The organism is Actinomadura sp. 3N508 (genome assembly GCF_044326375.1).
Taxonomy (GTDB): Bacteria; Actinomycetota; Actinomycetes; order Streptosporangiales; family Streptosporangiaceae; genus Spirillospora.
Map to the genome: position 1 here is coordinate 517,660 of NZ_JBIRAX010000003.1, position 26,144 is coordinate 543,803.

20 protein-coding genes and 1 tRNA gene are annotated in these 26,144 nt (G+C 71.2%); 5 read left to right on the forward strand and 16 right to left on the reverse strand.

The window, feature by feature from the left end; genetic code table 11:
* Positions 1-207: 207 nt before the first annotated feature.
* Positions 208-2,898, reverse strand: coding sequence for a DNA polymerase I (gene polA, locus ACH34S_RS13715; protein ID WP_395952945.1), 2,691 nt, complete (start codon positions 2,896-2,898; stop codon positions 208-210).
* Positions 2,899-3,171: 273 nt separating this feature from the next.
* Here polA and ACH34S_RS13720 point away from each other — a divergent pair, with 273 nt between their 5' ends.
* Both ACH34S_RS13720 and ACH34S_RS13725 read left to right on the forward strand, forming a co-directional pair.
* Positions 3,172-3,588, forward strand: a complete 417-nt coding sequence (locus ACH34S_RS13720) for a PaaI family thioesterase (protein WP_395952946.1) — start codon at positions 3,172-3,174, stop codon at positions 3,586-3,588.
* A gap of 256 nt (positions 3,589-3,844) precedes the next feature.
* The gene (locus ACH34S_RS13725; protein WP_395952947.1) at positions 3,845-4,408 is read left to right on the forward strand and encodes a DUF4352 domain-containing protein; all 564 of its coding nucleotides are present in this window, start codon (positions 3,845-3,847) and stop codon (positions 4,406-4,408) included.
* 123 nt (positions 4,409-4,531) lie between these two features.
* Here the strand turns inward: ACH34S_RS13725 and ACH34S_RS13730 are convergent, their stop codons facing one another.
* From ACH34S_RS13730 to ACH34S_RS13755, 6 genes are all read right to left on the reverse strand, one after another.
* Positions 4,532-5,341 carry an ABC transporter ATP-binding protein gene (locus ACH34S_RS13730; protein WP_395952948.1) on the reverse strand — a complete coding sequence of 270 codons (810 nt, stop codon included), beginning with the start codon at positions 5,339-5,341 and terminating at the stop codon, positions 4,532-4,534.
* Entirely contained in the window at positions 5,331-6,071 is a 741-nt protein-coding gene (locus tag ACH34S_RS13735; protein WP_395953328.1) for an ABC transporter ATP-binding protein, read from the reverse strand. Before ACH34S_RS13735 ends, ACH34S_RS13730 begins: the two co-directional genes overlap by 11 nt.
* A 47-nt stretch (positions 6,072-6,118) precedes the next feature.
* A complete protein-coding gene (locus ACH34S_RS13740; RefSeq protein WP_395952949.1) occupies positions 6,119-7,294 on the reverse strand; it encodes a branched-chain amino acid ABC transporter permease in 1,176 nt (391 codons plus the stop codon).
* Complete coding sequence (locus ACH34S_RS13745) at positions 7,291-8,241, reverse strand: branched-chain amino acid ABC transporter permease (RefSeq protein WP_395953329.1); 951 nt, start codon at positions 8,239-8,241, stop codon at positions 7,291-7,293. The genes ACH34S_RS13740 and ACH34S_RS13745 overlap by 4 nt, the downstream gene beginning before the upstream one ends.
* A 124-nt stretch (positions 8,242-8,365) precedes the next feature.
* A complete protein-coding gene (locus ACH34S_RS13750; RefSeq protein ID WP_395952950.1) occupies positions 8,366-9,541 on the reverse strand; it encodes a branched-chain amino acid ABC transporter substrate-binding protein in 1,176 nt (391 codons plus the stop codon).
* A gap of 287 nt (positions 9,542-9,828) precedes the next feature.
* Positions 9,829-10,461: an ANTAR domain-containing response regulator gene (locus ACH34S_RS13755; RefSeq protein ID WP_395953330.1), complete on the reverse strand. Its 633-nt coding sequence runs from the start codon at positions 10,459-10,461 to the stop codon at positions 9,829-9,831.
* 118 nt (positions 10,462-10,579) lie between these two features.
* Here ACH34S_RS13755 and ACH34S_RS13760 point away from each other — a divergent pair.
* A tRNA-Leu gene (locus ACH34S_RS13760) sits at positions 10,580-10,652 on the forward strand.
* Between the two features lie 386 nt (positions 10,653-11,038).
* On the opposite strand, the gene pyk is transcribed toward ACH34S_RS13760, so the two are convergent.
* Entirely contained in the window at positions 11,039-12,469 is a 1,431-nt protein-coding gene (gene pyk, locus ACH34S_RS13765) for a pyruvate kinase (protein ID WP_395952951.1), read from the reverse strand.
* A 166-nt stretch (positions 12,470-12,635) separates the two neighbouring features.
* Positions 12,636-13,193, reverse strand: a complete 558-nt coding sequence (locus ACH34S_RS13770) for a type 1 glutamine amidotransferase domain-containing protein (protein WP_395952952.1) — start codon at positions 13,191-13,193, stop codon at positions 12,636-12,638.
* A gap of 68 nt (positions 13,194-13,261) precedes the next feature.
* Here ACH34S_RS13770 and ACH34S_RS13775 point away from each other — a divergent pair, with 68 nt between their 5' ends.
* The gene (locus tag ACH34S_RS13775) at positions 13,262-13,945 is read left to right on the forward strand and encodes a helix-turn-helix domain-containing protein (RefSeq protein WP_395952953.1); all 684 of its coding nucleotides are present in this window, start codon (positions 13,262-13,264) and stop codon (positions 13,943-13,945) included.
* A 12-nt stretch (positions 13,946-13,957) separates the two neighbouring features.
* Here the strand turns inward: ACH34S_RS13775 and ACH34S_RS13780 are convergent, their stop codons facing one another.
* A complete protein-coding gene (locus ACH34S_RS13780) occupies positions 13,958-14,836 on the reverse strand; it encodes a hypothetical protein (protein WP_395952954.1) in 879 nt (292 codons plus the stop codon).
* Between the two features lie 314 nt (positions 14,837-15,150).
* On the opposite strand from ACH34S_RS13780, the gene ACH34S_RS13785 reads away from it, so the two are divergent.
* Positions 15,151-16,578, forward strand: coding sequence for a pyridoxal phosphate-dependent decarboxylase family protein (locus tag ACH34S_RS13785; protein ID WP_395952955.1), 1,428 nt, complete (start codon positions 15,151-15,153; stop codon positions 16,576-16,578).
* Positions 16,579-16,624: 46 nt separating this feature from the next.
* Here the strand turns inward: ACH34S_RS13785 and ACH34S_RS13790 are convergent, their stop codons facing one another.
* The 6 genes from ACH34S_RS13790 to ACH34S_RS13815 all read right to left on the reverse strand — a co-directional run bounded on the left by ACH34S_RS13790 (position 16,625) and on the right by ACH34S_RS13815 (position 26,045).
* Complete coding sequence (locus tag ACH34S_RS13790) at positions 16,625-17,077, reverse strand: VOC family protein (RefSeq protein WP_395952956.1); 453 nt, start codon at positions 17,075-17,077, stop codon at positions 16,625-16,627.
* A gap of 92 nt (positions 17,078-17,169) precedes the next feature.
* Positions 17,170-17,607, reverse strand: coding sequence for a helix-turn-helix transcriptional regulator (locus ACH34S_RS13795; RefSeq protein ID WP_395952957.1), 438 nt, complete (start codon positions 17,605-17,607; stop codon positions 17,170-17,172).
* 73 nt (positions 17,608-17,680) lie between these two features.
* Complete coding sequence (locus ACH34S_RS13800; RefSeq protein ID WP_395952958.1) at positions 17,681-19,144, reverse strand: glutamate synthase subunit beta; 1,464 nt, start codon at positions 19,142-19,144, stop codon at positions 17,681-17,683.
* A 19-nt stretch (positions 19,145-19,163) separates the two neighbouring features.
* Positions 19,164-23,756 carry a glutamate synthase large subunit gene (gltB, locus tag ACH34S_RS13805; RefSeq protein WP_395952959.1) on the reverse strand — a complete coding sequence of 1,531 codons (4,593 nt, stop codon included), beginning with the start codon at positions 23,754-23,756 and terminating at the stop codon, positions 19,164-19,166.
* Between the two features lie 288 nt (positions 23,757-24,044).
* Positions 24,045-25,133 (reverse strand): hypothetical protein, encoded by a 1,089-nt coding sequence (locus tag ACH34S_RS13810; RefSeq protein WP_395952960.1) that lies wholly within the window; start codon positions 25,131-25,133, stop codon positions 24,045-24,047.
* 108 nt (positions 25,134-25,241) lie between these two features.
* Positions 25,242-26,045 (reverse strand): hypothetical protein, encoded by an 804-nt coding sequence (locus tag ACH34S_RS13815; RefSeq protein ID WP_395952961.1) that lies wholly within the window; start codon positions 26,043-26,045, stop codon positions 25,242-25,244.
* Positions 26,046-26,144 lie beyond the last annotated feature (99 nt).

Genomic DNA, 26,144 nt, shown 5'->3' on the forward strand with positions numbered 1-26,144 from the left:
ACCCGGTGGACAGAGTAGGCCCCCCGGACATCAATGGACACCCGCTCGCATACCCCCAAGATCCCCACGCACCACCCCCGGCCCATCCCGCATCCCACCAAGTCCGGAATCCGCTGGTAAAACCGTTCGCCGGACAAGACGAAGCCCCGCCCGGTTCATCACCGGAACGGGGCCTCTGCGTGTCTTTCTAGTGAGCGGGGTGTCTTTCTAGTGAGCGGCCTCTTGCCAGGTCTGGCCGGTGCCCATGGAGACGCTCAGCGGGGCGCGGAGGTCGTAGGCGCCCGCCATTTCGGCGCTGACCAGCGTCTTGAGGTCGTCCAGCTCGCCGGGGGCCACCTCGAAGACGAGCTCGTCGTGGACCTGGAGCAGCATCCGGGACGTGAGGCCCGCGGCGCGGAGGGCGCGGTCGACGTTGAGGCTGGCGACCTTGATGATGTCGGCGGCGGAGCCCTGGATGGGGGCGTTGAGGGCCATGCGCTCGGCCATCTCGCGGCGCTGGCGGTTGTCGGAGTTGAGGTCGGGCAGGTAGCGGCGGCGGCCGAGGATCGTCTCGGTGTAGCCGTCCTGGCGGGCCTTGGCGACGATGTCGCGGAGGTAGTCGCGGACGCCGCCGAACTGCTCGAAGTACTCCTCCATGAGGCCGCGGGCCTCGTCCGGGGAGATCCGGAGCTGCTGGGAGAGCCCGTAGGCGGACAGTCCGTAGGCGAGGCCGTAGTTCATGGCCTTGATGCGGGCGCGCAGCTCGGAGTCGATCTGCTCGGGCGGGAGGCCGAACACGCGGGACGCGGTGATGGTGTGGAAGTCGGCGCCGGTGCCGAAGGCTTCGAGAAGGGCGTCGTCCTCGGACAGGTGCGCCATGATGCGCAGCTCGATCTGCGAGTAGTCGGCGGTGAGGAGCGACTCGTACTCGCCGGAGACGACGAACGCCTCGCGGATCTGGCGGCCCTCGGCGGTGCGGATGGGGATGTTCTGCAGGTTCGGGTCGGTCGAGGACAGCCGGCCGGTGGCGGCGATCATCTGGTTGAACGTGGTGTGGATGCGCCCGGCGTCGTCGGCCATGGGGATGAGGGAGTCGACGATGCTCTTGAGCTTGGCGACCTCGCGCCACCGCAGGATGTGCTCCAGGACGGGGTGCGGCTCCTTCTCCAGGAGGTTCGTGAGGGCCTCGGAGTCGGTGGTGTAGCCGGTCTTGGTGCGCTTGGTCTTGGGCAGGTTCAGCTCGTCGAACAGGACCTGCTGCACCTGCTTCGGCGACCCGAGGTTGAACTCGTGGCCGACGGCGGCGTGGGCGGCCTGCTCCTGCTCCTTGACCTGGCCGCCGAGGGACGCCGACAGCCCGGCGAGGTGGTCGGTGTCGACGGCGATCCCGGCGCGCTCCATCCCGGCGAGGACGCCGACGAGCGGCAGCTCGACCTCGTGGAGAAGGCGGGTGGCGCCGCGCTTGTCGAGGTCCTTGTCGAGGACGTCGGCCAGCTCGGTCACGGCGCGGGCGCGGACGGCGAGCGCCTCGGCGGCCTCCTCCTCGCCGGAGCCGTCGAGGGTGAGCTGCCCGGTGTCTTCGGTCTCGCTGCGCAGCTCGCGGTGCAGGTAGCGCAGCGCGAGGTCGGCGAGGTCGAACGTCCGCTGGCCGGGGAGCGCGAGGTAGGCGGCCAGGGCGGTGTCGCTGGTGACGCCGTCGAGTGCGAGGCCGCGGGCGGCGAGCGCGAGCATCGGGCCCTTCGCCTCGTGGATCGCCTTGGGGCGCTTGACGTCGGCGAGGTAGGCGGCGAGGGCGCGCTCGTCGTCCTCGATCAGCTCGGCCGGGTCGAGGTGCACGGCCGGGCCCTTCTTGGACGCCAGCGCCAGCGCGGTGATCTCGCCCGTGCCGCGGCCCCACGTGCCGATGACGGCGATGCCGAGACGGTCACCCGCGTTGGCGTCGAGCCAGGCCGCCAGCGCGCCGGGCTCCAATGCGTCCAGCTGGACGTCGAAGCCCTCGTCGGCCTCCGGCTCGGCGGCGGAGATCGTGGAGTACAGGCGCTCGCGCAGGACGCGGAACTGGAGCGAGTCGAACAGGGTGTGGATCTCGTCGCGGTCCCACTGGCCCATCGTCAGCTGCGGCGGCGTCAGCTCGAGGCCGACCTCGGTGTCGAGCTTGTTGATCTGGTGGTTGCGCATCACCCCGGCGAGGTGCTCGCGCAGGCTGTCGCCGGCCTTGCCCTTGATCTCGTCGACGCGGTCGATGAGGGTGGCGAGGTCGCCGTACTTGACGAGCCACTTGGCGGCGGTCTTCGGGCCGACGCCGGGCACGCCGGGGAGGTTGTCGCTGCTCTCCCCGACCAGCGCGGCCAGCTCCCGGTACCGGGCGGGCGGGACGCCGTAGCGGCCCTCGACGGCGGCCGGGTCCATCCGGGACAGCTCGGAGACGCCGCGGACCGGGTACAGGATCGTGACGTCGTCGTTGACGAGCTGGAAGGCGTCCCGGTCGCCGGTGACGATGAGGGTCTGCATGCCCGCGGCCACGGCCTGGACGGACAGCGTGGCGATGATGTCGTCCGCCTCGAACCCGGCGACGGACATGCGCGGGATGCGCAGCGCGTCGAGGACCTCGAAGATCAGGCTGACCTGGCTGCGGAACTCGTCCGGCGTCTTCTGCCGCCCCGCCTTGTACTCGACGTACTGCTCGTGCCGGAACGTCGGCTCCGAGCGGTCGAACGCCACGGCGATGTGGGTGGGCTGCTCGTCGCGCAGGACGTTGATGAGCATCGAGGTGAAGCCGTACACGGCGTTGGTCGGCTGCCCGTCGGTCGTGGAGAAGTTCTCCACGGGCAAGGCGAAGAACGCCCGGTAGGCCAGGGAATGCCCGTCGAGCAGGAGAAGCCGGTCACGCTTGTCAGGGGTCGCTGCTTTCGTCACCACACCAGGACTCTAGTCTGCGTCAACGACAGTTTTGCGGAGGTCCGAAGACCGGAGCGGAGCGAGGATCTTCGGACCGACGGCTCGGGGGTCTGGGGGTCGTCCCCCAGAAAAGCAGGGTCCGAAGACCGGAGCGGAGCGAGGATCTTCGGACCGACGGCTCGGGGGTCTGGGGGTCGTCCCCCAGAAAAGCAGGTCCGAAGACCGAGCGGAGCGAGGATCTTCGGACCTCCGGCTCGGGGGTCTGGGGGTCGTCCCCCAGAAAGGCAGGGTCCGATGAGTGACGTGGGAGGTGCGGAGATCTTTCCCGAGGGTTCGCACGGTGACCTGGCCAAGGCCATGGGCGTGGAGTTCCTTGAGGCGTCTCCGGAGCGTGTCGTGGGGCGGATGCCCGTGAAGGGGAACACCCAGCCGTACGGGCTGCTGCACGGCGGGGCCTCCTGCGTGCTGGCCGAGACGCTCGGGTCCGTCGGCTCCGCGCTGCACGCGGGCGCGGGGCGCATCGCCGTCGGGATCGAGATCAACGCCACCCATCACCGGTCGGCCACCGAGGGGCATGTGACGGGCGTGGCGACCCGCGTCCACGGCGGCCGGACGCTCGCCACCTACGACGTCGTGATCACCGACGAGGACGACCGGCGGGTCTGCACCGCCCGCCTCACCTGCATGCTCCGCGACGCGCCGGAGAAATGATCTCGGGGCCGACTTCCTTTGCGGTGCGCGGCCCCGGGTCTGTAGCGTGGATCGGAACGGCCCGGGATCACCGAGTAGACAACGTACGCGCCCGGGGAAGGTTCGTACGGCCCCAAAGGTGATCCCGGGTCAACGCATGTCCGGGCCCCGACGCCCGGTCCCGCGACACCGGCGTACGGCTGACACTGGTTGCGGTTGGGTTGCGAATCGCGCCGGGGCGTTCACCCGGACGGCGATCGCGCCGTACGTTCCGAGCATGCGCCTCCGTGCCGCCCGCTCGCGGGTTCCCCTCACGATCGCCGGCGCCGCCGTGCTCGCGGGCGCCGTCGCGTTCGCGGGGGCCACCGGATCCGGGAAGACCCCGGCGACGCCGGCCTACAGCATCCCCGCCGAGAAGGTCCGCGAGGGCGAGTCCGTGCCGGTGGGCAAGACCGGGCGCAGCGCCGACCTGACGTTCACGGTCATCGGCTTCAGCGAGGGCATGACCGAGGTGATGGGCACCCACGCGGCGATGGGATCGAAGGGCACGTTCACCCGGATCCGCGTCCTCGCCGTCAACACCGGGCGCGACATCCAGGTCTTCGACACCTGGAAGCAGCGCCTCGTCACCACCGACGGCAGGGTCCACTCCCCCGACGTCAACGCCACCATGATCAAGCGGCAGCCGGAGCGGCTGTCGGTGGGCTCGTTCATGCGCGCCGAGTTCGACGTCTGGTTCGACGTCCCGCACGGGGCGAAGGTCAAGGCCGTCCGGCTCTACGGGTCGCCGCCGGTCGGGGCCGTCCGCGACCCCGCGCCCGCCGAGATCCCGCTCCCCTGACCCCGCCTCACCCCTGGCCGGGCTCAGGAGTCTCTCAGGGCGTTCAGGACGCCCGGACGCGGCACGCCCGCCCACCCCGGCGAACCGGATCTGGACGGGCGTGTACCGCAGCCTGGGAGCCGCTTACCGGGACGTCCCCTCCTCGGGGTCGTCCGCGGTGCCGGCGGCCTCCGCGGTGTCCGCGGTGTCCGCCGACTGGACGTCCGACGCGGCGGTCAGGTCGTCGCCCGACGCGCCGCCCAGGTAGGCCGCGCGGACCTGCGGGTCGTCGAGCAGCTCGCCCGCGGGCGCCGCCTTCACGACCCGGCCCGTCTCCAGCACGTACGCGCGGTGCGCGATCTGGAGCGCCTGCTGGGCGTTCTGCTCCACCAGCAGCACCGTGGTGCCGCGCCGGTTGATCTCCACGATGATCGAGAAGATCTGCTGCACCAGCATCGGCGCGAGGCCCATGGACGGCTCGTCCAGCAGCAGCACCTTCGGCTTGGCCATCAGCGCCCGCCCGATCGCGAGCATCTGCTGCTCGCCGCCGGACATCGTGCCGCCCGCCTGCGACCGGCGCTCGGCCAGCCGCGGGAACAGCTCGTACGCCTCCGCCAGCTCCTTGGCCGCGCTGTCCTTGCGGGCGTAGGCGCCCATCAGGAGGTTCTCCTCCACGGTCATGCCGGGGAAGATGCCGCGCCCTTCGGGAGCCTGCCCGATGCCGGCGAGCACGCGCTTGTGCCCGGGCATCCGGCTGATGTCGTTGCCGTCGAAGCGCACCGCGCCCGACGACAGGTTGCGCAGGCCGGAGATCGTCTTGAGCGTGGTCGTCTTCCCGGCGCCGTTCGCGCCGATCAGCGTGACGATCTCGCCCTGGTCGACGGACACCGAGATGCCCTTCAACGCCGCGATCTTTCCGTAGTGGACGTGGATGTCGTCGATCTCAAGAAGCATCGGCCGGTGCCCCCAGATACGCCTCGATGACCCGCGGGTCGTTCTGCACCTCGGCCGGGAGGCCGTCGGCGATCTTCTGGCCGAAGTCCAGCACCGCGATCCGGTCGCTGATCCCCATCACCAGGCTCATGTCGTGCTCGATGAGCAGGACGGTCACCCCGGTGTCGCGGATCCTGCGGATCAGGTCCTGGAGCGCGGCCTTCTCCGCGGGGTTCATGCCCGCGGCGGGCTCGTCCAGCAGCAGCAGCTTCGGCTCGGTCGCGAGCGCCCGCGCGATCTCCAGCCGCCGCTGGTCGCCGTACGGGAGGTTCTTCGCCGCCTCCTCGCCGCGGTGCGGGATGCCGACCAGCTCCAGCAGCTCGCGGGCGCGCTCCCTGCCGGTGCGCTCCTCGCGGCGATGCCAGGGCAGGCCCAGGGCCGCCGCGACGAACCCGGTCCGGTGGTGCGCGTCCGTGCCGACGAGGACGTTCTCGACCGCCGTCATGTTGTGGAACAGGCGGACGTTCTGGAACGTCCGGGCCACGCCCAGCTTCGTGACGACGTACCGCTTCTTCCCGTCGATGCGCTTCCCGCGGAACACCACCCGCCCCTCGGACGGCCGGTACACGCCGGTGGTCACGTTGAACACCGTCGTCTTCCCGGCCCCGTTCGGGCCGATCAGCGCGAAGATCTCGCCTTCGGTGACCGTGAGGTTCACCTTGTTGAGCGCGACCACGCCGCCAAACCGCATCACGACGTCGCGCAGCTCAAGGACGGGCGTGGGGTCCTTCGTCCCGCTCACTTGCCCTCCTCCAGCGTCTCTCCCGGGCCGAAGTCGGGCTTGTCCGGTCCGGCCACCTCGGCTCCCATACTGCCCATACCGCCGGTGCCTTCGGCCAGTTCGGCCTTCCGCTGCCGGGACGGCCACAGGCCCTCCGGACGGAAGATCATCATCAGCACCAGTGCGGCACCGAAGATCAGCATCCGGTAGTCCTTCAGCTCCCGGAACCGCTCCGGCAGCCAGGCGAGCAGCGCGGCGCCCAGCATGACTCCGGGCAGGTTGCCCGAGCCGCCGAGGACCACGCCGGCCAGGATCAGCGCCGACACGAGGAACTCGAAGTTCAGCGGGGTGATCGACGTCTGCTGCGAGGCGAACACCACGCCGCCGCTGCCGCCGATCGCGGCGCCGATCGCGAACGCCGCCAGCTTGAACTTGAACGTCGGCACGCCCATCAGCTCGGCCGCGTCCTCGTCCTCGCGGATCGACACCCACGCGCGGCCCACCCGCGAGTTCTCCAGCCGCTTCACGAAGATGATCGCGACGATGATGAAGACGAGCAGCAGGTAGTAGTACGGCCGTGCGTCCAGGAGCCCGTACTTCAGCGGCTGGACGCCCATGATCTCGAATTCCGAGAGCGACGGCGGGTGCGGGATGCCCTGGACGCCGCGGGGCCCGTTCACGTACTCGCTGTTGTTCGCGGTCCGCTTGACGATCTCACCGAAGCCGAGCGTCACGATCGCCAGATAGTCGCCGCGCAACCGCAGCGTGGGAGCACCCAGGATCACGCCGGCCAGTGCCGAGAACAGGATGGCCAGGACGAGCGATTCCCAGAAGGTCCAGTTGTACTTGGTCGCGAAGATGGCCATCGTGTAGGCGCCGACCGCGTAGAACGCCACGTACCCGAGGTCGAGCAGGCCGGCCATGCCGACCACCACGTTCAGGCCGATCGCCAGGAGCACGTAGATCGCGATCTGGGTGCTCAGCATTCCGGCCCAGTCGGAGCCGCTCGGCGCCATGAAGCTGCCGATGGACTCGCTCGGCAGCAGGAGGCCGCCGATGATCAGGAGGCCGTAGACGATCCAGCGCACCACGGGCGGAGCGCCCGCCCACGCGTTGCGGATCGGATCGAAGGAGAGCATGTCGCGGACCCCGCCGAGGCCGCCGTTTCCGTTTCCGTTCTTCGTGAGGTTCATGCGCGCGCCTGCTGGAGGGACTCACCGAGAATGCCGGTGGGACGGAACATCAGGACCAGGATCAGCAAGGTGAACGCGACGACGTCACGCCATTCCGAGCCGAAAATGCTTGAGCCGTACATCTCCAGCAACCCCAGGGTGAAGCCGCCGGCCAGGGCGCCGCGGATGTTGCCGATGCCGCCGAGCACCGCCGCGGTGAACGCCTTGATGCCGAGCAGGAACCCGGTGAAGTAGTTCGTGGTCTCGAACCGCAGGAAGTACAGGGCCGCGGCGACGCCCGCCATGATGCCGCCGACGAGGAAGGTCACCGACACCACCCGGTCGATGTTGACGCCCATCAGCACCGCGGTCTCCGGGTCCTGCGCGGTCGAGCGGATGCCGCGGCCGAGCTTGGTCCGGTTCACGAACTGGTCCAGCGCGATCATCATCGCCACCGCGCCGACGAAGACGATCAGCTGATCGTTGCGGATCATGATCGGGCCGGCGTCCACCATGGCCGTCAGTTCTTTGAAGTGCTCGTTGACGTCGAGCTTGCCGCCCTCCTTCGAGGTGCCGAAGACCCGATGGATCACCACCGTGCCCATCAGCTGCTGGATGAAGATCGACGCGCCGATCGCGGAGATCAGCGCCGCCAGCCGGGACGCGCCTTTCTTGCGCAAGGGCCGGTAGGCGGTCACTTCCAGCAGCATCGCGCCGCCGCCCGCCACCGCGCCCGCCACGACGGCCATCAGCACCACCACGCCGATGAGCGCGATCCCGCCCACGTCGTTGGCGCCGATCCCGCGGGCCGTCCACAGCGCGGCGAACGTGCCGACCATGAAGATGTCGGCATGCGCGAAATTGATCAGCCGGAGCACGCCGTAGACCATGGTGTAGCCGAGCGCGAGGAGCGCGTAAATCGCGCCCAGCGCCAGCCCGTCCACGGTCGACGGCCAGAATTGATTGATGAAGTCGTCGAGCACCTTCGGTCGCCTTCGTCAAAGGAGCGGGAGCGCTGTAGCGCTCCCGCTCCCGCGCCATCAGAGGCCCCCGGAACGGGGGACGGTCAGGTCAGTCCAGGCGTGGTGACGCCTACGAGACCTTTGCTTCGTTGCTGTTGCCGAGCAGCGGCAGCTTGTTGCCCTGGACCTCGTAGATGAAGATGTCCTTGGCCGCGAGCTCGCCCTTCTCGTCGAACTTGATCTGCTTGCCGACGCCCTGGACGTCGATCGTCTTCAGGTAGGCGTTGATGTCCTCGGGCGTGGTCTTGCCGGCCTTGACGGCCTCGATGAACGCCGTCGCCGCGTCGAAGCCCTCGGTCGAGTAGATCGCGACCTCGGCACCGAACTTCGTCTGGTAGTCGGTGGCGAACTTCTTGGCCTTCTCGTTGGTCTTGCCCTCGGCGTCGATGAGGCAGCCGCAGCTCAGCAGCGCCTTCTGCGCGTTCTTCTCGCCCGCGCCCTCGATCAGCCCGGTGGCGAGCGAGCCGTCGCCCGACATCATCTTGCCCTTGTACCCGGCCTCGCGCAGCTGCTTGAACAGCCGGCCGGCGACGGCGTAGTAGCCGCCGAAGTAGACCGCGTCGGGCTTGAACTGGTTGATCTTGTTGACGGTGGAAGAGTAGTCCGTCGCCTTGTCGTCCACGCCGTCCGACTGGACCTGCACGCCCTTGGCGGCGGCGGCCTTCCCGATGGCGCCGGCCAGCCCCTCGCCGTAGGCCTGCTTGTCGGAAACCGTGAAGAGCTTCTTGGCCTTCACCGAGTTCACCAGGAAGTTCGCGGCGCCGTCGCTCTGCACGGCGTCGTCGGCGACCACCCGGTGCCAGTACTTCCAGCCCTTCTCGCCCAGCGTGACGCTCGTCGCGGACGGCGACACGCTCGGGATCTTCGCCTCTTCCAGGATCGGGCCGACGCTCTCGGACTCACCGGAGAACGCCGGTCCGATGAGGCCCACGATCTTGTCGCTCTTGACCGCGCCCTGCGCCAGCGGCGTGGCCTGCTCGGCCTTGCCCTGGCTGTCATAGGTCTTGAACTTGATCTTGACCTTGGGGTTCGTGGCGTTGTACTGCTCGATAGCCAGCTGCGCGCCCTGCTTCGGCGGGATCACCAGGCCCGAGTTCTCACCGGTCAGGTCACCCATGAACCCGATCGTGATCTCGTTGCCGCTGCCGCCGCCCCCGTCATCGTCGCCACCACAGGCCACGGCGCTGAGCGCGAGCGTCGCGCTCACCACCACCGCGCCGGTGATCCTCATCTTGTTGCGCCGCAAGGTGCCCAACCTTTCCATCCGGATCCGGGAGAGGATCGGGTACGAGTCGAACCCCCGACGCCGACACTCTGATGGAGAAATCGGTCACTCGGGGACCAGGTATGTCGTACACCGTGAGGCCGCCCCAGAACAGGACCCCCGGATAGAAGGGTTACTCGTTCGTTACGCCCCCGTGCTCATCCGATACCCGGCATTGCCAGGGATGATTACGGTCGGTGACCGTCCAGGGTCGGTCCGGAACCTTGGCAATGGACCTTGACAACGCAGGGGATGACAGGGTTAAAGAGTCAACCCGCGGCTGACTCGCCCGGCCCCCGCGACCCGCCGCCCTCCGAGCCCTGCGGGCCCGTCCCCTCCGGCGAGCCCGTCGCGCCCGCGACGACCGCCTCCGCGACGGCCCGCATCGTGAGCCTCCGGTCCATGGACGTCTTCTGGATCCACCGGAACGCCTCCGCCTCGGACCACCCGTGCGCCTCCTGCAGCAGCCCTTTGGCGCGGTCGACCACCTTCCGGGTCTCCAGCCGCTCCTGGAGGCCCGCGACCTCCGCCTCCAGCGCCCGCAGCTCGGTGTACCGGCTGACCGCCATCTCGATCGCCGGCGCCAGGTCGGTCTTGGAGAACGGCTTGACGAGGTAGGCCATCGCGCCCGCGTCCGTCGCCCGCTGGACGAGCTCGCGCTGCGAGAACGCGGTCAGGATCACCACCGGCGCGATCCGCTCCGCCGAGATCCGCTCGGCGGCCGAGATCCCGTCGAGCACCGGCATCTTGACGTCGAGGATCACCAGGTCTGGCTTCAGCTCCCCGGCCAGCCGGACGGCCGTCTCGCCGTCCCCGGCCTCGCCGACGACCTCGTAGCCGTCCTCCTGAAGCATCTCCTTCAGGTCCAGCCTGATCAGGGCCTCGTCTTCCGCGATCACCACTCGCCGCGCGCTCTCCACGCACACGACCCTACCGAAACCCGCTACCCTGTCCTGAGCCGCCCCTGCCAGGGCACTGCCCGGTCGATACAAGTCAAATGTCCGGTTTATAAGGACATGAGCCCCGATATCCCAATGGCAGAGGAAATGGTCTCAAACACCATCAAGTGTGGGTTCGAATCCCACTCGGGGCACCTCATGGTGGCGTGGACGGCGCGGCGGACGTCCGGCGGGCCCGTGCGCACGAGGGGCGAGACCGGCCACTAAGTAGCCGGCACCTGCGGTATCCCGGTGCAGGTCGTCCGCGAACGGCGTTACGGGACGAGGCGTCGCCCGCGCACTCTCAGGATCCCGCGGCCCTGACGGTCGTGCCGATGGCACGGCCGGCCGGTGGCGCGACGGACGCGTTCGCGGGGGCCAAGTATTGACGCGGCATCGGCGCGCTCGTGCGCGCGTTTCCAATGCGACGTGGAAATGAGATCGGTTGGTGATCCGTCGGGTGGAGCGTCGCCGCTGTGGGGTGTAAAGGTGCCGGGCACCGCGCGGGGTGCGGTCGCGCGGTGCCCGGCCGGGGTGGCGGTCAGTGCTGGATTCCGATGGCGTCGCCTATGGCGTGGACGCGGAGCGCGTTCGTCGAGCCGGGCGTGCCGGGGGGCGAGCCCGCGACGACGACGACCTTGTCGCCCTTCTGGCAGCGGCCGAGTTCGAGGAGGGCCTGCTCGACCTGGCCGAACATGGCGTCGGTGTGGTCGGCGTGCGGCACGACGAAGGTCTCGACGCCCCAGACGTGGGCGAGGCGGCCGCGGACCGCGGGCACCGAGGTGAACGCGAGCAGCGGGATCGGCGAGCGGTAGCGCGACAGCCGGCGGGCCGTCTCGCCGGACATGGTGAAGGCGGCGAGCGCCTCCGCGCCGACGATCGCGCCGACCTCGGCGGCGGCGCGGGCGATGGCGCCGCCGACCGTCTCGGGCATGCGCTCCAGGGTGTGGGTGGCGTGCAGGAACGACTGCTCGGCGGTCTGCACGATGCGGCTCATCGTCAGGACGGACTCGACCGGGTACTGGCCGACGCTGGTCTCGCCGGAGAGCATCACGGCGTCGGCGCCCTCGAAGACCGCGTTGGCGACGTCGGAGGTCTCGGCGCGGGTGGGCCGCGGCGCGGAGATCATCGATTCGAGCATCTGGGTGGCGACGATGACCGGGCGGGCCTTCTCGCGGCACAGCTCGATGGCGCGCTTCTGGACGATCGGCACCTGTTCGAGCGGCAGCTCGACACCGAGGTCGCCGCGGGCGACCATGATCCCGTCGAAGGCGGCGACGATCTCGGGCAGCCGCTCGACGGCCTGCGGCTTCTCGATCTTGCCGATGAGGGGGACGCGGACGCCCTCCTCCTCCATGATCTGGTAGCAGATGTCGGCGTCGGCGGGCGTGCGGACGAAGGACAGCGCGACGAGGTCGACGCCGAGGCGCAGCGCCCAGCGCAGGTCGCGCTCGTCCTTCTCGGTGAGGGCGGGGACGCTGACCGGAACGCCGGGCAGGTTCAGGCCCTTGTTGTCGGAGACCATGCCGCCGACGGTGACGATGGTGTGCACGCGGGTGCCCTCGACCGAGGTGACCTTGAGCGCGACGCGGCCGTCGTCGATGAGGACGGAGTCGCCGGCGCTGACGTCGCCCGGCAGGCCCCCGTAGGTGGTGGACACCTCGCGGCGGGTGCCGGGGACGTCGTCGGTGGTGATGGTGAACTCGTCGCCGAGGGTGAGGCGGACGGGCCCGTCGGGAAAGCGCCCGATGCGGATCTTGGGGCCCTGCAGGTCGGCGAGGATGCCGACACCGCGGCCGGTGGCGTCCGCGGCGGCCCGGATCCGGTGGTAGACCTCCTCGTGGACGGCATGGTCGCCATGGCTCATGTTGAGCCGGGCGACGTCGATGCCGGCCTCGACGAGGGCGTTGATCTGCTCGGGACTGGAGCAGGCAGGGCCGATGGTGCTGACGATCTTCGCGCGACGGGTCACGTGCACAAAGGGTACTTCGTTCCAAGGGTCCCGCGCAGGACTTCGGTCAAGTGATTCCGAGCAGAAACGCCCTTTAGTTACCCGCCGGTATCCGTGTTTGTGCAGGCTACGGACGCCTCGGGTTCACCGAATGGTCTAGGTCAGAGGTCTAGACCACGGCGGACGATCATCCCTTGAACGCGTCGACGGCGGCCTGGGAGAACGCCTTGAGATCGTCGGGCTTACGGCTGCTGACCAGGACGTTCGGTGGCTCTTCACAGATCTTGACCTCTTCGTCCACCCAGATCGCCCCGGCGTTGCGGAGATCGGTCTGGAGGCTCGGCCAGGAGGTCAGCGTGCGCCGCTTGACGACGTCGGCCTCGATGAGCGTCCACGGGCCGTGGCAGATGACGGCGACGGGCTTGCCGGCGTCGAAGAACGACCCGGTGAACGCGACGGCCTTGGGCTGGGTCCGCAGGTAGTCGGGGTTGGCGACGCCGCCCGGCAGGACGAGCCCGTCGAAGGCGTCGTGGCCGGTCTCGCCGACGGTGGCGTCGACGGGGAAGGTGTCGCCCCTGTCGAGGTGGTTGAACGCCTGGATGCGTCCGGGCGCCGTGGAGATCAGGCGGGGCGTGCCCCCGGCCCGCTCGACGGCCGCCCACGGTTCGGTCAGCTCGACCTGCTCGGTGCCCTCCGGCGCGCAGAGGAACGCGATGGTCTTGCCCTGGAGAACGTTGTTCGGCATGGCGGTACTCCTGTTCAGGAGGGGTTTCCCGGGGCCCTGCCCGACATATCGGGTGATATGCAGGAGGGGTGAATCCGACGGGATATCGCGAGTACCCGGAGCCGGGCCTGGCGTGTTCGTGGGAGGCGGCGCTGCCGGACGACGCGGAGCCGTTCCTGCAGCGTGTCGTCCCCGACGGCTGCGTCGATCTGATGTGGTCGGCGTCGGGGATCCTGGTGGCCGGGCCGGACACGGGGCCGATGCCGGCGGTGGTGCGGCCGGGCGACGCGGTCGCGGCGGTGCGGTTCGGGCCGGGGACGGCGCCGCCGGTCCTGCGCGTCCCGGCGGACGCGATCCGGGACGGCCGGGTGCCGCTCCGGGACCTGTGGGGCGGCGAGGCGGACCGGCTGGCCGAATCCGTGGCGGCGGCGCCCGACCCGCGTGCGGCCCTGGTCGCGGCGGTGCGGGCGCGGCTGCGGCCTCCGGACCCGCTCGTCCGGCCGGTGGTGTCCGGGCTGGTGGGCGGCTCGGTGCGGGACGTGGCGGACGCTCTCGGCATCAGCGAGCGGCAGCTCAGGCGGCGCTCGCTGGCGGCGTTCGGGTACGGGCCGAAGACGCTGCAGCGGGTGCTGCGGTTTCAGCGGGCGCTGGCCCTGGCGCGGGCGGGCCAACCGCTCGCCGGGGCGGCGTTCGCGGCGGGCTACGCCGACCAGGCGCACCTCGCGCACGAGGTGCGGGATCTGGCGGGCGAGCCCGTCCGCAACCTGCTGTAGAGCCCGTTGGCGTTACGGCTTGAGGCGGCCGTAGGCGCGGAGCGTCCTCAGGCGCTCGACGGTGATGAAGCCGCGCCATTCGGGGCGGGTGATGGGCGTCCAGATCGGGAAGGCGACGTCCCAGCCGCCGTCGTCGTCCTGGGCGCCGACCAGCGCGTCGAGGTGGGCGTCGATGACGTCGGCGGTGAACAGGCGGCGGCCGAGGCCGTCCGGGTGCGGGGCGAAGTCGAGCGGGAAGTGCTGGGCTCCCTCCGCGTGCGGGTCGAGGGTGACGGGCGCGGCGAGGGCGTCCCGGTGGCGGGTGAAGGCGGCCTCGGCGCGGTCGCGGTCGGGGACGTGGTCGAGGAAGGTGAGGATGGCGAGGGCGTCGTACGGGCCGGGTTCGGCGTCCGCGCGCTCCAGGTGGCGCCAGCAGAAGTCCGTGGCGGGGCCGAGCCAGGGGTGGCCGGATCCGGCGCGGTACAGCATCCCGGCGAGGGTCGCGGTGGGGTTGATGCCGCCGGGCGGGTCGTCGGGGGTCTGCCACCAGGGGCCGTGCGGGGCGTCGCGGACGGCCGGCAGCACGAACGGCACTCCCCCGCCGGGCGCGGTGATCGACGTCAGGTAGTCGCCGATGCGGGCGACGGCCGGGTCGTCGTCCGCGCCCGCCTCGTGGAGGAAGTCGAGGGCGTGCTGGGCGGGGACGGGCTGGCTGGCCTCGCCGCGCAGGTCGGGTTCGAGGGCGTGGCCGTAGCCGCCGTCCGGGTTCTCGTAGGCGCGCAGGGCCGCGAGGACGGGTCCGGCGGGGCCGCCCCGGAAGTGGAGGGCGAAGCGGTGCCGGTCGATGAGGCGGCCGTTGACGCGCATGAACTCCGCGGCGCGGTCGAGGCCGGTGTCGTGCAGGACCTTCATGCCTCGACCGTAGGGCGGCCGCGCCCGGCCCGTCTTGTAGGAAACGGACGCCTGGGGAATTGGGTGGGCCCGGCCACCCCAGCGGTGGGTGGCCGGGCCCCTGAGGTCCCGCGTGCGGGGTGCGGGAGCGCGCGATTCACGCCGGCGCGGGAGGGCTCCGTCCTTCCGGCCGCCGAGTCGTGAACCCTGGCGGGACGGTAGCCGACCTGGTCGAAGACTACAAGTGGGCGCACGGAAGCCGGGCGTGACCGGTCGGCGCGGCGGCGGTGGGAGGGATCTACCGGACGGGGGGTGTTTGTGGTCTGCTGTCCGCCATGAGCGATCCGCTTGACGAACGTGACGTGGCAGGTGAGCCGCTCGCCGTGGTGGCGGGGGCGGCGGGGCCGTACCTGGACGGGCTGGCGGAGCGTCCCGTCCACGACGGCTCGCGGGACGCGCTGCTGGACGAGCTCGACGGCCCGCTGCCGCTGAAGGGCGACGGGTCGGTCGCGGCGGTGGAGCGGCTGGTGCGGGTGGGGACGGAGGCGGCGACGCACTCGTCCGGGCCGCGGTGCTTCCATTTCGTGGTGGGCGGGGCGACGCCGGCGGCGATGGCGGGCGACTGGACGACGTCGCTGCTGGACCAGGGCGCGGGCCTGTGGGTGCTGTCGCCGCTGGCCGCGCGGGCGGAGACGGTGGTGCTGCGGTGGCTGAAGGAGCTGTTCGGGCTGCCCGCGTCGTTCGGCGGCGTGCTGACCCCGAGCGCGACGCTCGCGCACGTCACGGGCCTGGCCTGCGCCCGGTCCTGGTGGGCTGACCGGTACGGGGTGGACGTGACGTCGCGCGGCCTCGCGGGCCTGCCGGCGATGCCGGTGTTCAGCAGCGGGCTGGTGCACGTCAGCACGCGCAAGGCGCTGCAGATCCTCGGGTGCGGCCGGGACACGCTCCGGACGTTCTCAAGGGACGACGCGGGCCGGGTCGATCTCGCCGCCATGGACGAGGAGCTGGCCCGGGTCGGCGGCCGCGCGGTGATCGTGGCGAACCTCGGCGAGGTCAACACGGGCGACTCCGATCCGATCGAGGAGCTCGCCGACCTTGCGGAGCGGCACGGCGCCTGGCTGCACGTGGACGGCGCGTTCGGCATGTTCGCCGCGCTCACGCCCCGGACGGCGCGTCTCGCGCGGGGCGTGGAACGTGCCGATTCGGTGACGGCGGACGGCCACAAGTGGCTGAACGTGCCGTACGAGAGCGGGTTCTCCTTCGTCCGCGACCAGGCGCTGATGTCGCGCGCGTTCGGCGCCTGGGGCGCCTCGTACCTGCCCGATGCCGACGACGAGCGGATCAACTACAACATGCTGGGCCCGGAGTCGTCGCGGCGGGCGCGGGCGCTGCCGATCTGGGCGACGCTGCGCGCCTACGGGCGGGACGGCTACCGGGCGATGGTGGAGCGGCACCTGGACGTCTCGCTGCATCTGGGCGAGCTGGTCGAGGCGGCGCCGGACCTGGAGCTGCTCGCGCCGGTGCAGCTGTGCGTGGTGTGCTTCCGGTACCGTCCGGACGGCGTCCCGGAGGGGCGCCTGGACGAGCTGAACGCGCGCCTGGGCGAGGCGCTGCTCGCGGACGGCCGCGTCTTCGCGGGGACGAGCACATACCGGGGCATGACGGTGTTCCGGCCCGCGCCGCTGAACTGGCGGACGACCAAGGCGGACGTGGAGCTGCTGGTGGACGTCCTGCGGGAGCTCGGCCCGCGCCTGACCGGCTGATCATCCGGGGCCGGGGCGCGGCGCCCGGGCCCCCCGCGGGCCCGCTTCACGAGACGCAGTCGCCCCACGACGCGGACTCGTCGAGCTTCTCGAAGGGCTGGGTGAGGCTGTACCAGCAGCCGGAGTCGTCGCGGAAGACGGCCTCGATGCCGTAGGGGCGCTTCTCCGGCTTCTGGATGAACTCCACGCCCTGCGCGGCCAGCCTGTCGTAGTCGCCCTGGCAGTCGTCGGTGCTGAACGCCCCCGCGCCGAGGACGCCCTTGGCGATGAGCGCCTTCATCTGCTCGGCGGAGCCGGGGTCCATCGTGGGCGGGCCCGGGACCATGAGCGCGAGGCTGAGGTCGGGCTGGTCCTTCGCGCCGAGGGTGACCCAGCGCATCCCGCCCTCGCCGAGGGTCATGTCGTCGCGGACCTCCAGGCCGATCTTCTCGGTGAAGAACGCCTTGGCCGAGTCCTGGTCGAGCACCCAGACGGTGGCCAGCCCCAGCTTGGTGATCATTTCGGTGTCTCCTTCGTGACGCGGAACCTGCCCGTCACACGCTAGGAGGCGGACCACCCGGCGGCCTTCTCGAAAGTTGCTGCCTCCCCAGGTCATTCCGCCGGGTACTGCCGGTCCTTGCGGAAGCCGCCCGCCCAGAACATCACGAAACAGCCGGGGATCGAGGACGAGTCGGTGGCGCGGGCGCGGCGGCGGAACTCGGTCGGCGTCATCCCGGCCTCCTGCTTGAAGCGGGTGCAGAACGAGCCGAGGCTGGTGAAGCCGACCAGCATGCAGATCTCGGTGACGGTCAGGTTGGCGGTGCGCAGCAGGTCCTGGGCGCGTTCGATGCGGCGCCGCGCCAGGTAGCGGCCCGGCGTCTCGCCGTAGACGTCGTGGAACAGCCGGACGAAGTGGTAGCGCGAGTAGCCGGCGCGCGTGGCGACGGCGGCGACGTCCAGGGGTTCGGCCCAGTCGCGGTCCATGGCGTCCCTGGCCAGCCGCATGCGGCGGAGCAGCTCGGTGTCCAGGGCGGGCGTCGCGCTTCCCATGCCCCGATGCTGGCACATCACATGCGGGAGAAGGGACCTGGAGGGGTGCGCCTTCAGGTCCCTTCTCCCGCGCTCAGGCGAGCGGGCGGGCGGTCGGCGGGATCGGGTACGGCAGGGACGTGCGGCCGGTGAGGTGGGCGTCGACGCCGCGGGCGGCGGCGCGGCCCTCGGCGATGGCCCACACGATCAGGGACTGGCCGCGGCCCATGTCCCCGGCGGCGTACACGCCGTCCACGGACGTCCGGTAGTCGTCGTCGCGGACCACGTTGCCGCGCTGGTCGAGGTCCACGCCGAGCTGGTCGAGCAGGCCCTCGCGCTCCGGGCCGAGGAAGCCCATGGCGAGGGTGACGAGCTCGGCGGGGATCTCCCGCTCGGTGCCCTCGACCGGCTTGAACCCGGTGTCGGGCCCGCCGACCTCCACGAGCTTCAGCGCGCGGACGTTGCCGTCCGCGTCGCCGGCGAACTCGGTGGTGGACACGGCGTAGACGCGGTCGCCGCCCAGGTCGGCGAGCTCCTCGTGGGCGCTCTCCATCTTGAACAGCATCGGGTACGTCGGCCAGGGCTGCGCGTCCGGGCGCGACTCCGGCGGGCGCGGCATGATCTCCAGCTGGGTGACGGACGCGGCGCCCTGCCGGATCGCGGTGCCGACGCAGTCGGCACCGGTGTCGCCGCCGCCGATGACCACGACGTGCTTGCCCTTCGCGGAGATCGGCGACTCGGCGTAGTCCCCTTCCTGCGCCCGGTTGGACGGCGGCAGGTACTCCATCGCCTGGTAGACGCCGTTCAGCTCGCGTCCGGGGACGGGCAGGTCGCGCCAGGCGGTGGCGCCGCCCGCGAGGACGACGGCGTCGTGCCGGGCGCGCAGCTCGTCGGCGGTGATGTCGACGCCCACGTTCACCGAGGTCTTGAACACGGTGCCCTCGGCGCGCATCTGGTCGAGGCGCCGGTCGAGGTGCCGCTTCTCCATCTTGAACTCGGGGATGCCGTAGCGCAGCAGGCCGCCGACGCGGTCGGCGCGCTCGTACACGGTGACGTCGTGTCCGGCGCGGGTGAGCTGCTGCGCGGCGGCGAGGCCCGCGGGCCCCGAGCCGACGACCGCGACGGTCTTCCCGGTCTTCACGGCGGGCGGCTGCGGGCGCACCCAGCCCTCCGCGAACGCCCGGTCGATGATCTCGACCTCGACCCGCTTGATCGTCACCGGGTCCTGGTTGATGCCGAGGACGCAGGCGCTCTCGCACGGGGCGGGGCACAGCCGCCCGGTGAACTCCGGGAAGTTGTTGGTGGCGTGCAGCCGCTCGATCGCCTCGTGCCAGTCCTTGCGGTAGACGAGGTCGTTCCACTCGGGGATGAGGTTGCCGAGCGGGCAGCCCTGGTGGCAGAACGGGACGCCGCAGTCCATGCAGCGGCTCGCCTGCTTCTCCAGGCGGTCGCGGCCGAAGTCCTCGTAGACCTCGGACCAGCTGCGGATCCGCACGTCGACCGGGCGGCGCTTCGGGAGCTCCCGCCGGACGGTCAGAAAACCCTTCGGGTCGGCCATTGAAGGAAGTCCCCCTCTCTCAGCTCTGCGCGGCGGCCATGACGGCCTCGTCCACGTCGCGTCCCTCGGCCTCGGCCTGGGCCATGGCCTCAAGGACGCGCCGGTAGTCACGCGGCATGATCTTGGTGAAGCGGGTGGCGGCGGCGTCCCAGTCGTCCAGCAGGCGGCGGGCGACGGCGGAGCCGGTCTCGTCCAGGTGCCGTTCGACGAGCGCGTGGACGAACTCCTTGTCGGCGGAGTCGAGCGGTTCCAGGTCGACCATCTCGCCGTTGACGCGCTCGGGCACCAGGTCCAGGACGTAGGCGATGCCGCCGGACATGCCGGCCGCGAGGTTGCGTCCCGTCCGGCCGAGGATGACGGCGCGGCCGCCGGTCATGTACTCGCAGGCGTGGTCGCCGACGCCCTCGACGACGGCGGTGGCGCCGGAGTTGCGGACGCAGAACCGCTCGCCGACGATCCCGCGCACGAACAGCTCGCCGGACGTCGCCCCGTACAGGATGACGTTGCCGCCGATGATCTGCTCCTCGGCCGCGAACCCGGCGTCGGCCGCCGGGCGCAGCGTCAGCCGCCCGCCGGACAGGCCCTTGCCGACGTAGTCGTTGGCGTCGCCGACCAGCCGCAGCGTGATGCCGCGCGGCACGAACGCGCCGAACGAGTTGCCCGCAGAGCCGGTGAAGACGACGTCGATCGTGTCGTCGGGCAGGCCCTTGCCGCCCCATCTCCGGGTGATCTCGTGGCCGAGCATGGTGCCGACCGTCCGGTTGACGTTGCGGATCGGCAGCTCCAGCGTCACCGTGTCGCCGTACTCGATCGCGCCCTCCGACAGCTGGATCAGCGTGTTGTCCAGCGCCTTCTCCAGGCCGTGGTCCTGGACGGTGGTGCGGTGCAACGCGGCGCCGTCCGGGAGGTCCGGGGTGTGCAGGATCGGCGCGAGGTCCAGCCCGGACGCCTTCCAGTGCTCGACGGCCTCGCGGGTGTCGATCATCTCGACGTGGCCGATCGCCTCGTCCAGCGACCGGAACCCGAGCGCCGCCAGGTACTCGCGGACCTCCTCGGCGACGAACTCGAAGAAGTTCACGACGAACTCCGGCTTGCCCGCGAACCGCTGCCGCAGGACGGGGTTCTGCGTCGCGACGCCGACCGGGCAGGTGTCCAGGTGGCAGACCCGCATCATGATGCAGCCCGACACCACCAGCGGCGCGGTCGCGAAGCCGTACTCCTCGGCGCCGAGCAGCGCGGCGACGACGACGTCCCGGCCGGTCTTCATCTGCCCGTCGGCCTGGACGACGATCCGGTCGCGGAGGCCGTTCAGCAGCAGCGTCTGCTGCGTCTCGGCGAGGCCCAGCTCCCACGGCGCGCCCGCGTGCTTCAGCGACGTCAGCGGGGACGCGCCGGTGCCGCCGTCGTGCCCGGAGATCAGCACCACGTCGGCGTGCGCCTTGGACACCCCGGCCGCGACCGTCCCGACCCCGACCTCCGCGACGAGCTTGACGTGCACGCGCGCCGCCGGGTTGGCGTTCTTCAGGTCGTGGATGAGCTGCGCCAGGTCCTCGATGGAGTAGATGTCGTGGTGCGGCGGCGGCGAGATGAGGCCGACGCCGGGCGTGGAGTGCCGGGTCTTGGCGATCCACGGGTACACCTTGTGGCCGGGCAGCTGGCCGCCCTCGCCGGGCTTGGCGCCCTGCGCCATCTTGATCTGGATGTCGTCGGAGTTGGTCAGGTACTCGGAGGTGACGCCGAACCGGCCCGACGCGACCTGCTTGATCGCGCTGCGGCGCAGGTCGCCGTTCTCGTCCGGGGTGAAGCGGGACGGGTCCTCGCCGCCCTCGCCGGTGTTGGACTTGCCGCCGAGGCGGTTCATCGCGATCGCGAGGGTCTCGTGCGCCTCCGCCGAGATCGAGCCGTAGGACATCGCGCCGGTGGAGAACCTCTTGACGATCTCCGATACGGGCTCGACCTCGTCCAGCGGGACGGGCTCGCGCTCGCCCTCCTTCAGCCGGAACAGGCCGCGGAGCGTCATCAGCTTCTCCGCCTGCGAGTCGACCTTGGAGGTGTACTCCTTGAAGATCTCGTAGCGGCGGGTGCGGGTGGCGTGCTGGAGCTTGAACACCGTGTCCGGGTTGAACAGGTGCGGCTCGCCCTCGCGGCGCCACTGGTACTCGCCGCCGACCTCGAGCGTGCGGTGCGCGAGGTCGTTGCCGCCCGGCGGGTAGGCGCGGGCGTGCCGCTCGGCGGCCTCGCGGGCCAGCACGTCGAAGCCGACGCCGCCGAGCCGGGACGTGGTGCCGGTGAAGCAGCGCGACACGACGTCCTCGCCGAGGCCGATCGCCTCGAAGATCTGCGCACCGGTGTAGGACGCGACCGTCGACACGCCCATCTTCGACATGACCTTCAGGACGCCCTTGCCGTACGCCTTCACCAGGTTCCGGACGGCCTTCCCGGCGTCCAGGCCCTCGATGGCGCCGCCGCGGACGAGGTCCTCGACGGTCTCGATCGCCAGGTACGGGTTGATCGCGGACGCGCCGTACCCGATCAGCAGCGCCATGTGGTGGCACTCGCGGGCCTCGCCCGTCTCGATCACCAGGCCGACCCGGGTGCGGGTCTTCTCCCTGATCAGATGGTGGTGGACGGCGCCGGTCAGCAGCAGCGACGGGATCGCTGCGCGGGCGGAGTCGGCGCCGCGGTCCGACAGGACGATGATGCGGGCGCCTGCGTCGATGGCCCGGCCGACCTCGGAGTTGATCTCCTCCAGGCGGGCCTCCAGCGCCGCTCCCCCGCCCGCGACGTCGTACAGGCCCTGCACGACGTGGGCGTGCAGGTGCGGCAGCGACCCCTCGTCATCGATGTGGATGATCTTGGAGAGCTCGTCGTTGTCGAGGATCGGGGTGGGCAGCACGAGCCGCCGGCACGAGTCCGGGCCCGGCTCCAGGAGGTTGCCCTCCGGGCCGAGCGTGGACTGCAGCGAGGTCACGAGCTCCTCGCGGATCGCGTCCAGCGGCGGGTTCGTGACCTGCGCGAACAGCTGCTTGAAGTAGTCGAACAGCAGCCGCGGGCGCTCCGACAGCACGGCGATCGGGGTGTCGGTGCCCATGGAGCCGATCGGCTCGGCGCCGGTCCGCGCCATCGGCGTCAGGATGATCCGCTGCTCTTCGAGCGTGTACCCGAACGTCTGCTGCCGCTTGACGAGCGTGTCGTGCGTCGGGATCTCCCGCTCGCGCTGCGGCAGCTCCTCGAACCGGACGAGGCCCTCGTGCAGCCACTGCCCGTACGGGTGCTCGGCGGCCAGCTCCGCCTTGACCTCGTCGTCCTCGACGATCCGCCCGGCGGCGGTGTCCACCAGGAAGATCTTGCCGGGCTGCAGCCGCCCCTTCCGGACGACGTCGGCGGCCGGGATGTCGAGCACGCCCGCCTCGCTGGCCAGCACGACCAGCCCGTCGCGGGTCACCCAGTACCGGCCGGGACGCAGCCCGTTGCGGTCGAGGACGGCGCCGACGACGGTGCCGTCGGTGAAGCTGACGCTGGCGGGGCCGTCCCAGGCCTCCATCAGCGTGGAGTGGAACTCGTAGAAGGCGCGGCGCTCCGCGTCCATCTCGGTGTGGTTCTCCCACGCCTCCGGGATCATCATCAGCACCGCGTGCGGCAGCGACCGGCCGCCGAGGTGCAGCAGCTCCAGGCACTCGTCGAACGACGCGGTGTCGCTGGCCTCGATGTCGATCACCGGGTAGATCCGGGACAGGTCGCCGGGCAGCAGGTCGGACTTCAGCAGCGCCTCGCGGGCCCGCATCCAGTTCCGGTTGCCCTTCACCGTGTTGATCTCGCCGTTGTGCGCGATGAACCGGTACGGGTGCGCCAGCTCCCACGCCGGGAACGTGTTGGTCGAGAAGCGGGAGTGGACGAGCGCGATCGCGCTGGTGAAGCGGCGGTCCGACAGGTCGGGGAAGAACGGCTCCAGCTGCGGCGTCGTCAGCATGCCCTTGTAGACGATCGTCCGGCTGGACAGGCTCGGGAAGTAGACGTTCACGTCCTGCTCGGCGCGCTCGCGCATGCAGAACACGACGCGGTCGAGCTCCAGGCCCGTCCTGTCCTCGTGCGGGCCGCCCGCGGCGGGCGCCACGAACAGCTGGGCGAACTGGGGCATGACGCGGCGGGCGGCCGGGCCGGTGAAGTCGGGGTCGTGCGGGAGCTCGCGCCACCCGAGGACCGTCAGGCCCTCCTCGGCGCAGAGCGTCTCGACGTGGGCGGTGACGGCGGCGCGCTCGTCGCCGTCCTGCGGGAGGAACGCGATGCCGGCGGCGTACGCGCCGGGTTCGGGGAGCGGGAAGTCGCAGACCTCGCGGAAGAACGCGTGCGGGAGCTGGACGAGGATGCCGACACCGTCGCCGTCGTCCGGCTCCGCGCCCACCGCGCCGCGGTGGTCGAGGTTCTTCAGGACGGTCAGCGCCTTCTGCACGATCTCGTGGCTCGTGCGGCCGTGCAGGTCGGCGACCATCCCGACGCCGCAGGCGTCGTGCTCGTTCGCCGGGTCGTACAGTCCCTGGGCGGGGGGGCGGCCCGCCGGCGCGGGTCCGGGGCCGGGCTCTCGGCCGGCGGGTGTGAGGGCAGCAGCAGCCATGAAACCCTCCGTCGTCGTCTTGTCACTGCTTCTGTGTCAGTGCAGGCTCGGGACGACGTTGGCCCTGCTGCGGTGAGATGACATTACATCACTGCCGGGATCATGCCCGAAGGCACCAGATCACGAAACTTCCGGACCCCGATCGGCCGTGCGTCATCTCACAGTGGTTTAGACCAGTTTACCGTTTCATGACCAACGCGCACGGCGCTGACCTCGGTGAGCATCGTCACCGGCACACCAGGTTTACGTTCATCCGCCGGAAACCTGCCCGAACCTGGCCGGGGGCCGTCAGTTGGAGGCGCGGGCGGCGCGGCCGAGCACCGCCGGGGCCTTGCCGCCCTCGATCAGCAGGGACAGCAGCGTCTCGTCCTTCTCGTCGCCCTTGCCGTCCAGGCGCTGCGCCCACGTGACCACGGCGAAGTGCCCCATGGCCAGACCGCGCGCCATCCCGAAACCGTGCCCGAACCTGTTCAGCGGGGCGGGGGCCTCCAGCGGCCGGACGAATCCGCCGCCGAGCGTCTTCTCCAGCGTCGCGACGAACCGGTCCGCGTCCGCCGTCCCGGCCAGGTTGAACACGGCGACGGCCAGCCCGTACCCGCTCTTGGTGTCGGAGTAGATCCCCCGGGCCGCCTGCGTGCAGCCGCCCTTGCCGAGGACGTCGCCGACGGTCCCGCCCCACACGGCGGCGGCGCAGTCGGCGTCCAGGCGCTTGGCGCGCAGTCTCAGCTTGACGTCGCCGTCGTCGGGGATGGTGAGCACGGTGGCCGACGGCGGGAACGCCTCCTCGATCGTCAGCGGCTTGGCGTCCGCGGTCCGGGAGGCGATGCCCGTGTACGCCGACGTCGACGGCGAGTTCGAGTAGGACACGGGCGAGCGGCCGTTCCCGGCGGGCTTCCCAATCTGCACGCTGGTCATGTCGCGGACCGGGGCCTCGTCGCCGCCGCTCAGGGCGACCACGGCACCCGTCCCGAGCAGCACGATCAGGCCGAGGAGGGCGGCCGCGCCGAAGTACATCTTCGGCCCGAACCCGCCCCGGCCGGCCTTCCGGGTTTCGGGCGCGCCGTCGCGCCGGTTCGGCTTCCGTCCGCGTGCCTTCTGCTTCCGTCCGCGCTGGTTCGCCTTGCCCGCCCGCGGATCAGGCCCGCCGTCGCGGGGGTTCGGGCGGGGGCCGCCGGGGCGCGGGGCCGGGACCTGCCCGGACGCGTCCCGGTACCCGGGCGCCTCGTCCTCGAACGGCATGCGCGGCTGCGGCGGTGCCGGACGGTCCGGGCGCTGCGGGCGGCGGGCCCCAGGGCGCGGGCGGGGCGCGCCGGCACGGCCCGGGGCCGTCCGGCGCGGGGCGGGCCGCCCGCGGCCGCCCTGGCGGGTCACCGGCACCCGCCCGGGTCCGCCGCGGCGACGCTCATCGGGTTCCACGGTTCATCGGGGTCCACGACCGGGCAGACTACTGCCCGGCGGCCGGTGACACGCCCGCGCGCGGCCGGATCACTGTCCCGGGGTCCCGGTGGAGGCCAGGTCGAGCCGCCCGTACAGGAAGTCGGCGGCGTTCTCGATGACCAGGCTCACATCGATCATCTCGTTGAGCGAGGCGGGCTGTGCCCCGCCGGCCCGCTCCACCAGCGTCAGCACCGCGTAGTGGCCGTAGGTCTTGGCGTAGGCGGCGCTGAACCCGGCGCCGGTCGCGGGCACGCCGGGCGCCTTCAGCAGGACCGGCCAGCCCGCGTTGGTCCGCGGGTCCAGGTCGCGGAGGATCTGCTTGACGCCCTCGACGCCCGACAGGTTGATCACGATGAAGTGGCCGACGTGCTTCTTGTCGGCGCTGACGTAGGCGGCGCGGGCGATCTGGTTGCAGCCGAACTTGGCGAGGTCGCCCTGGAGGCGGGCGCCCCACGTCGCGGCCTTGCAGTCCGAGCTCAGGTCGGACGCGGCGAGCGTGAAGGAGTAGCCGGCGGACTTCAGCTCCTTGGCGGAGAACGCCTCGCCCTCGGTGATCGCGCGGCGGTCGGCGGACCGCTCGGCGATCTGGCGGAAGCCCTCGCCGTTGTAGTCCGGCGTGTACGCGGTCGGGAGGACCTGCTTGGGGGCCGCCTTCTCCGCCGCGTCACCGCCGGTCAGGAGCAGCGCGGCCACGGCCGCGACGACCACGGCGACCAGCGCGGCGGCCCCGCCGAACAGCAGCTTCGGACTGGGGAGCCGGCGGCCGGGCTTGGTGTCGTCGTCCGGCCAGAAGTCGCGCCCGCGGCCCCTGCCCGGGGTCTTGCGGGAGCCTGTGTCACGAGCCTCGATCACGACCGGGAGCTTAGCGGCCCCGGCGCCTCTCGCGTGGCCAAAAGGGCGTTTCATCCAGATTCCCCGGACGGCGGGCGGCGCCTCCGGGCGGGAGCGTCC

What these genes read in the sequence shown, in the direction of transcription:
- ACH34S_RS13730 (WP_395952948.1), bottom strand. Translation starts at nt 5,341, where the DNA reads ATGCTTCTTGAGATCGACGACATCCACGTCCACTACGGAAAGATCGCG.
- ACH34S_RS13795 (WP_395952957.1), bottom strand. Translation starts at nt 17,607, where the DNA reads ATGGGAAGCGCGACGCCCGCCCTGGACACCGAGCTGCTCCGCCGCATG.
- ACH34S_RS13780 (WP_395952954.1), bottom strand. Translation starts at nt 14,836, where the DNA reads ATGAAGGTCCTGCACGACACCGGCCTCGACCGCGCCGCGGAGTTCATG.
- ACH34S_RS13785 (WP_395952955.1), top strand. Translation starts at nt 15,151, where the DNA reads ATGAGCGATCCGCTTGACGAACGTGACGTGGCAGGTGAGCCGCTCGCC.
- ACH34S_RS13770 (WP_395952952.1), bottom strand. Translation starts at nt 13,193, where the DNA reads ATGCCGAACAACGTTCTCCAGGGCAAGACCATCGCGTTCCTCTGCGCG.
- ACH34S_RS13725 (WP_395952947.1), top strand. Translation starts at nt 3,845, where the DNA reads ATGCGCCTCCGTGCCGCCCGCTCGCGGGTTCCCCTCACGATCGCCGGC.
- gltB (WP_395952959.1), bottom strand. Translation starts at nt 23,756, where the DNA reads ATGGCTGCTGCTGCCCTCACACCCGCCGGCCGAGAGCCCGGCCCCGGA.
- ACH34S_RS13790 (WP_395952956.1), bottom strand. Translation starts at nt 17,077, where the DNA reads ATGATCACCAAGCTGGGGCTGGCCACCGTCTGGGTGCTCGACCAGGAC.
- ACH34S_RS13800 (WP_395952958.1), bottom strand. Translation starts at nt 19,144, where the DNA reads ATGGCCGACCCGAAGGGTTTTCTGACCGTCCGGCGGGAGCTCCCGAAG.
- ACH34S_RS13720 (WP_395952946.1), top strand. Translation starts at nt 3,172, where the DNA reads ATGAGTGACGTGGGAGGTGCGGAGATCTTTCCCGAGGGTTCGCACGGT.
- ACH34S_RS13740 (WP_395952949.1), bottom strand. Translation starts at nt 7,294, where the DNA reads ATGAACCTCACGAAGAACGGAAACGGAAACGGCGGCCTCGGCGGGGTC.
- ACH34S_RS13735 (WP_395953328.1), bottom strand. Translation starts at nt 6,071, where the DNA reads ATGCGGTTTGGCGGCGTGGTCGCGCTCAACAAGGTGAACCTCACGGTC.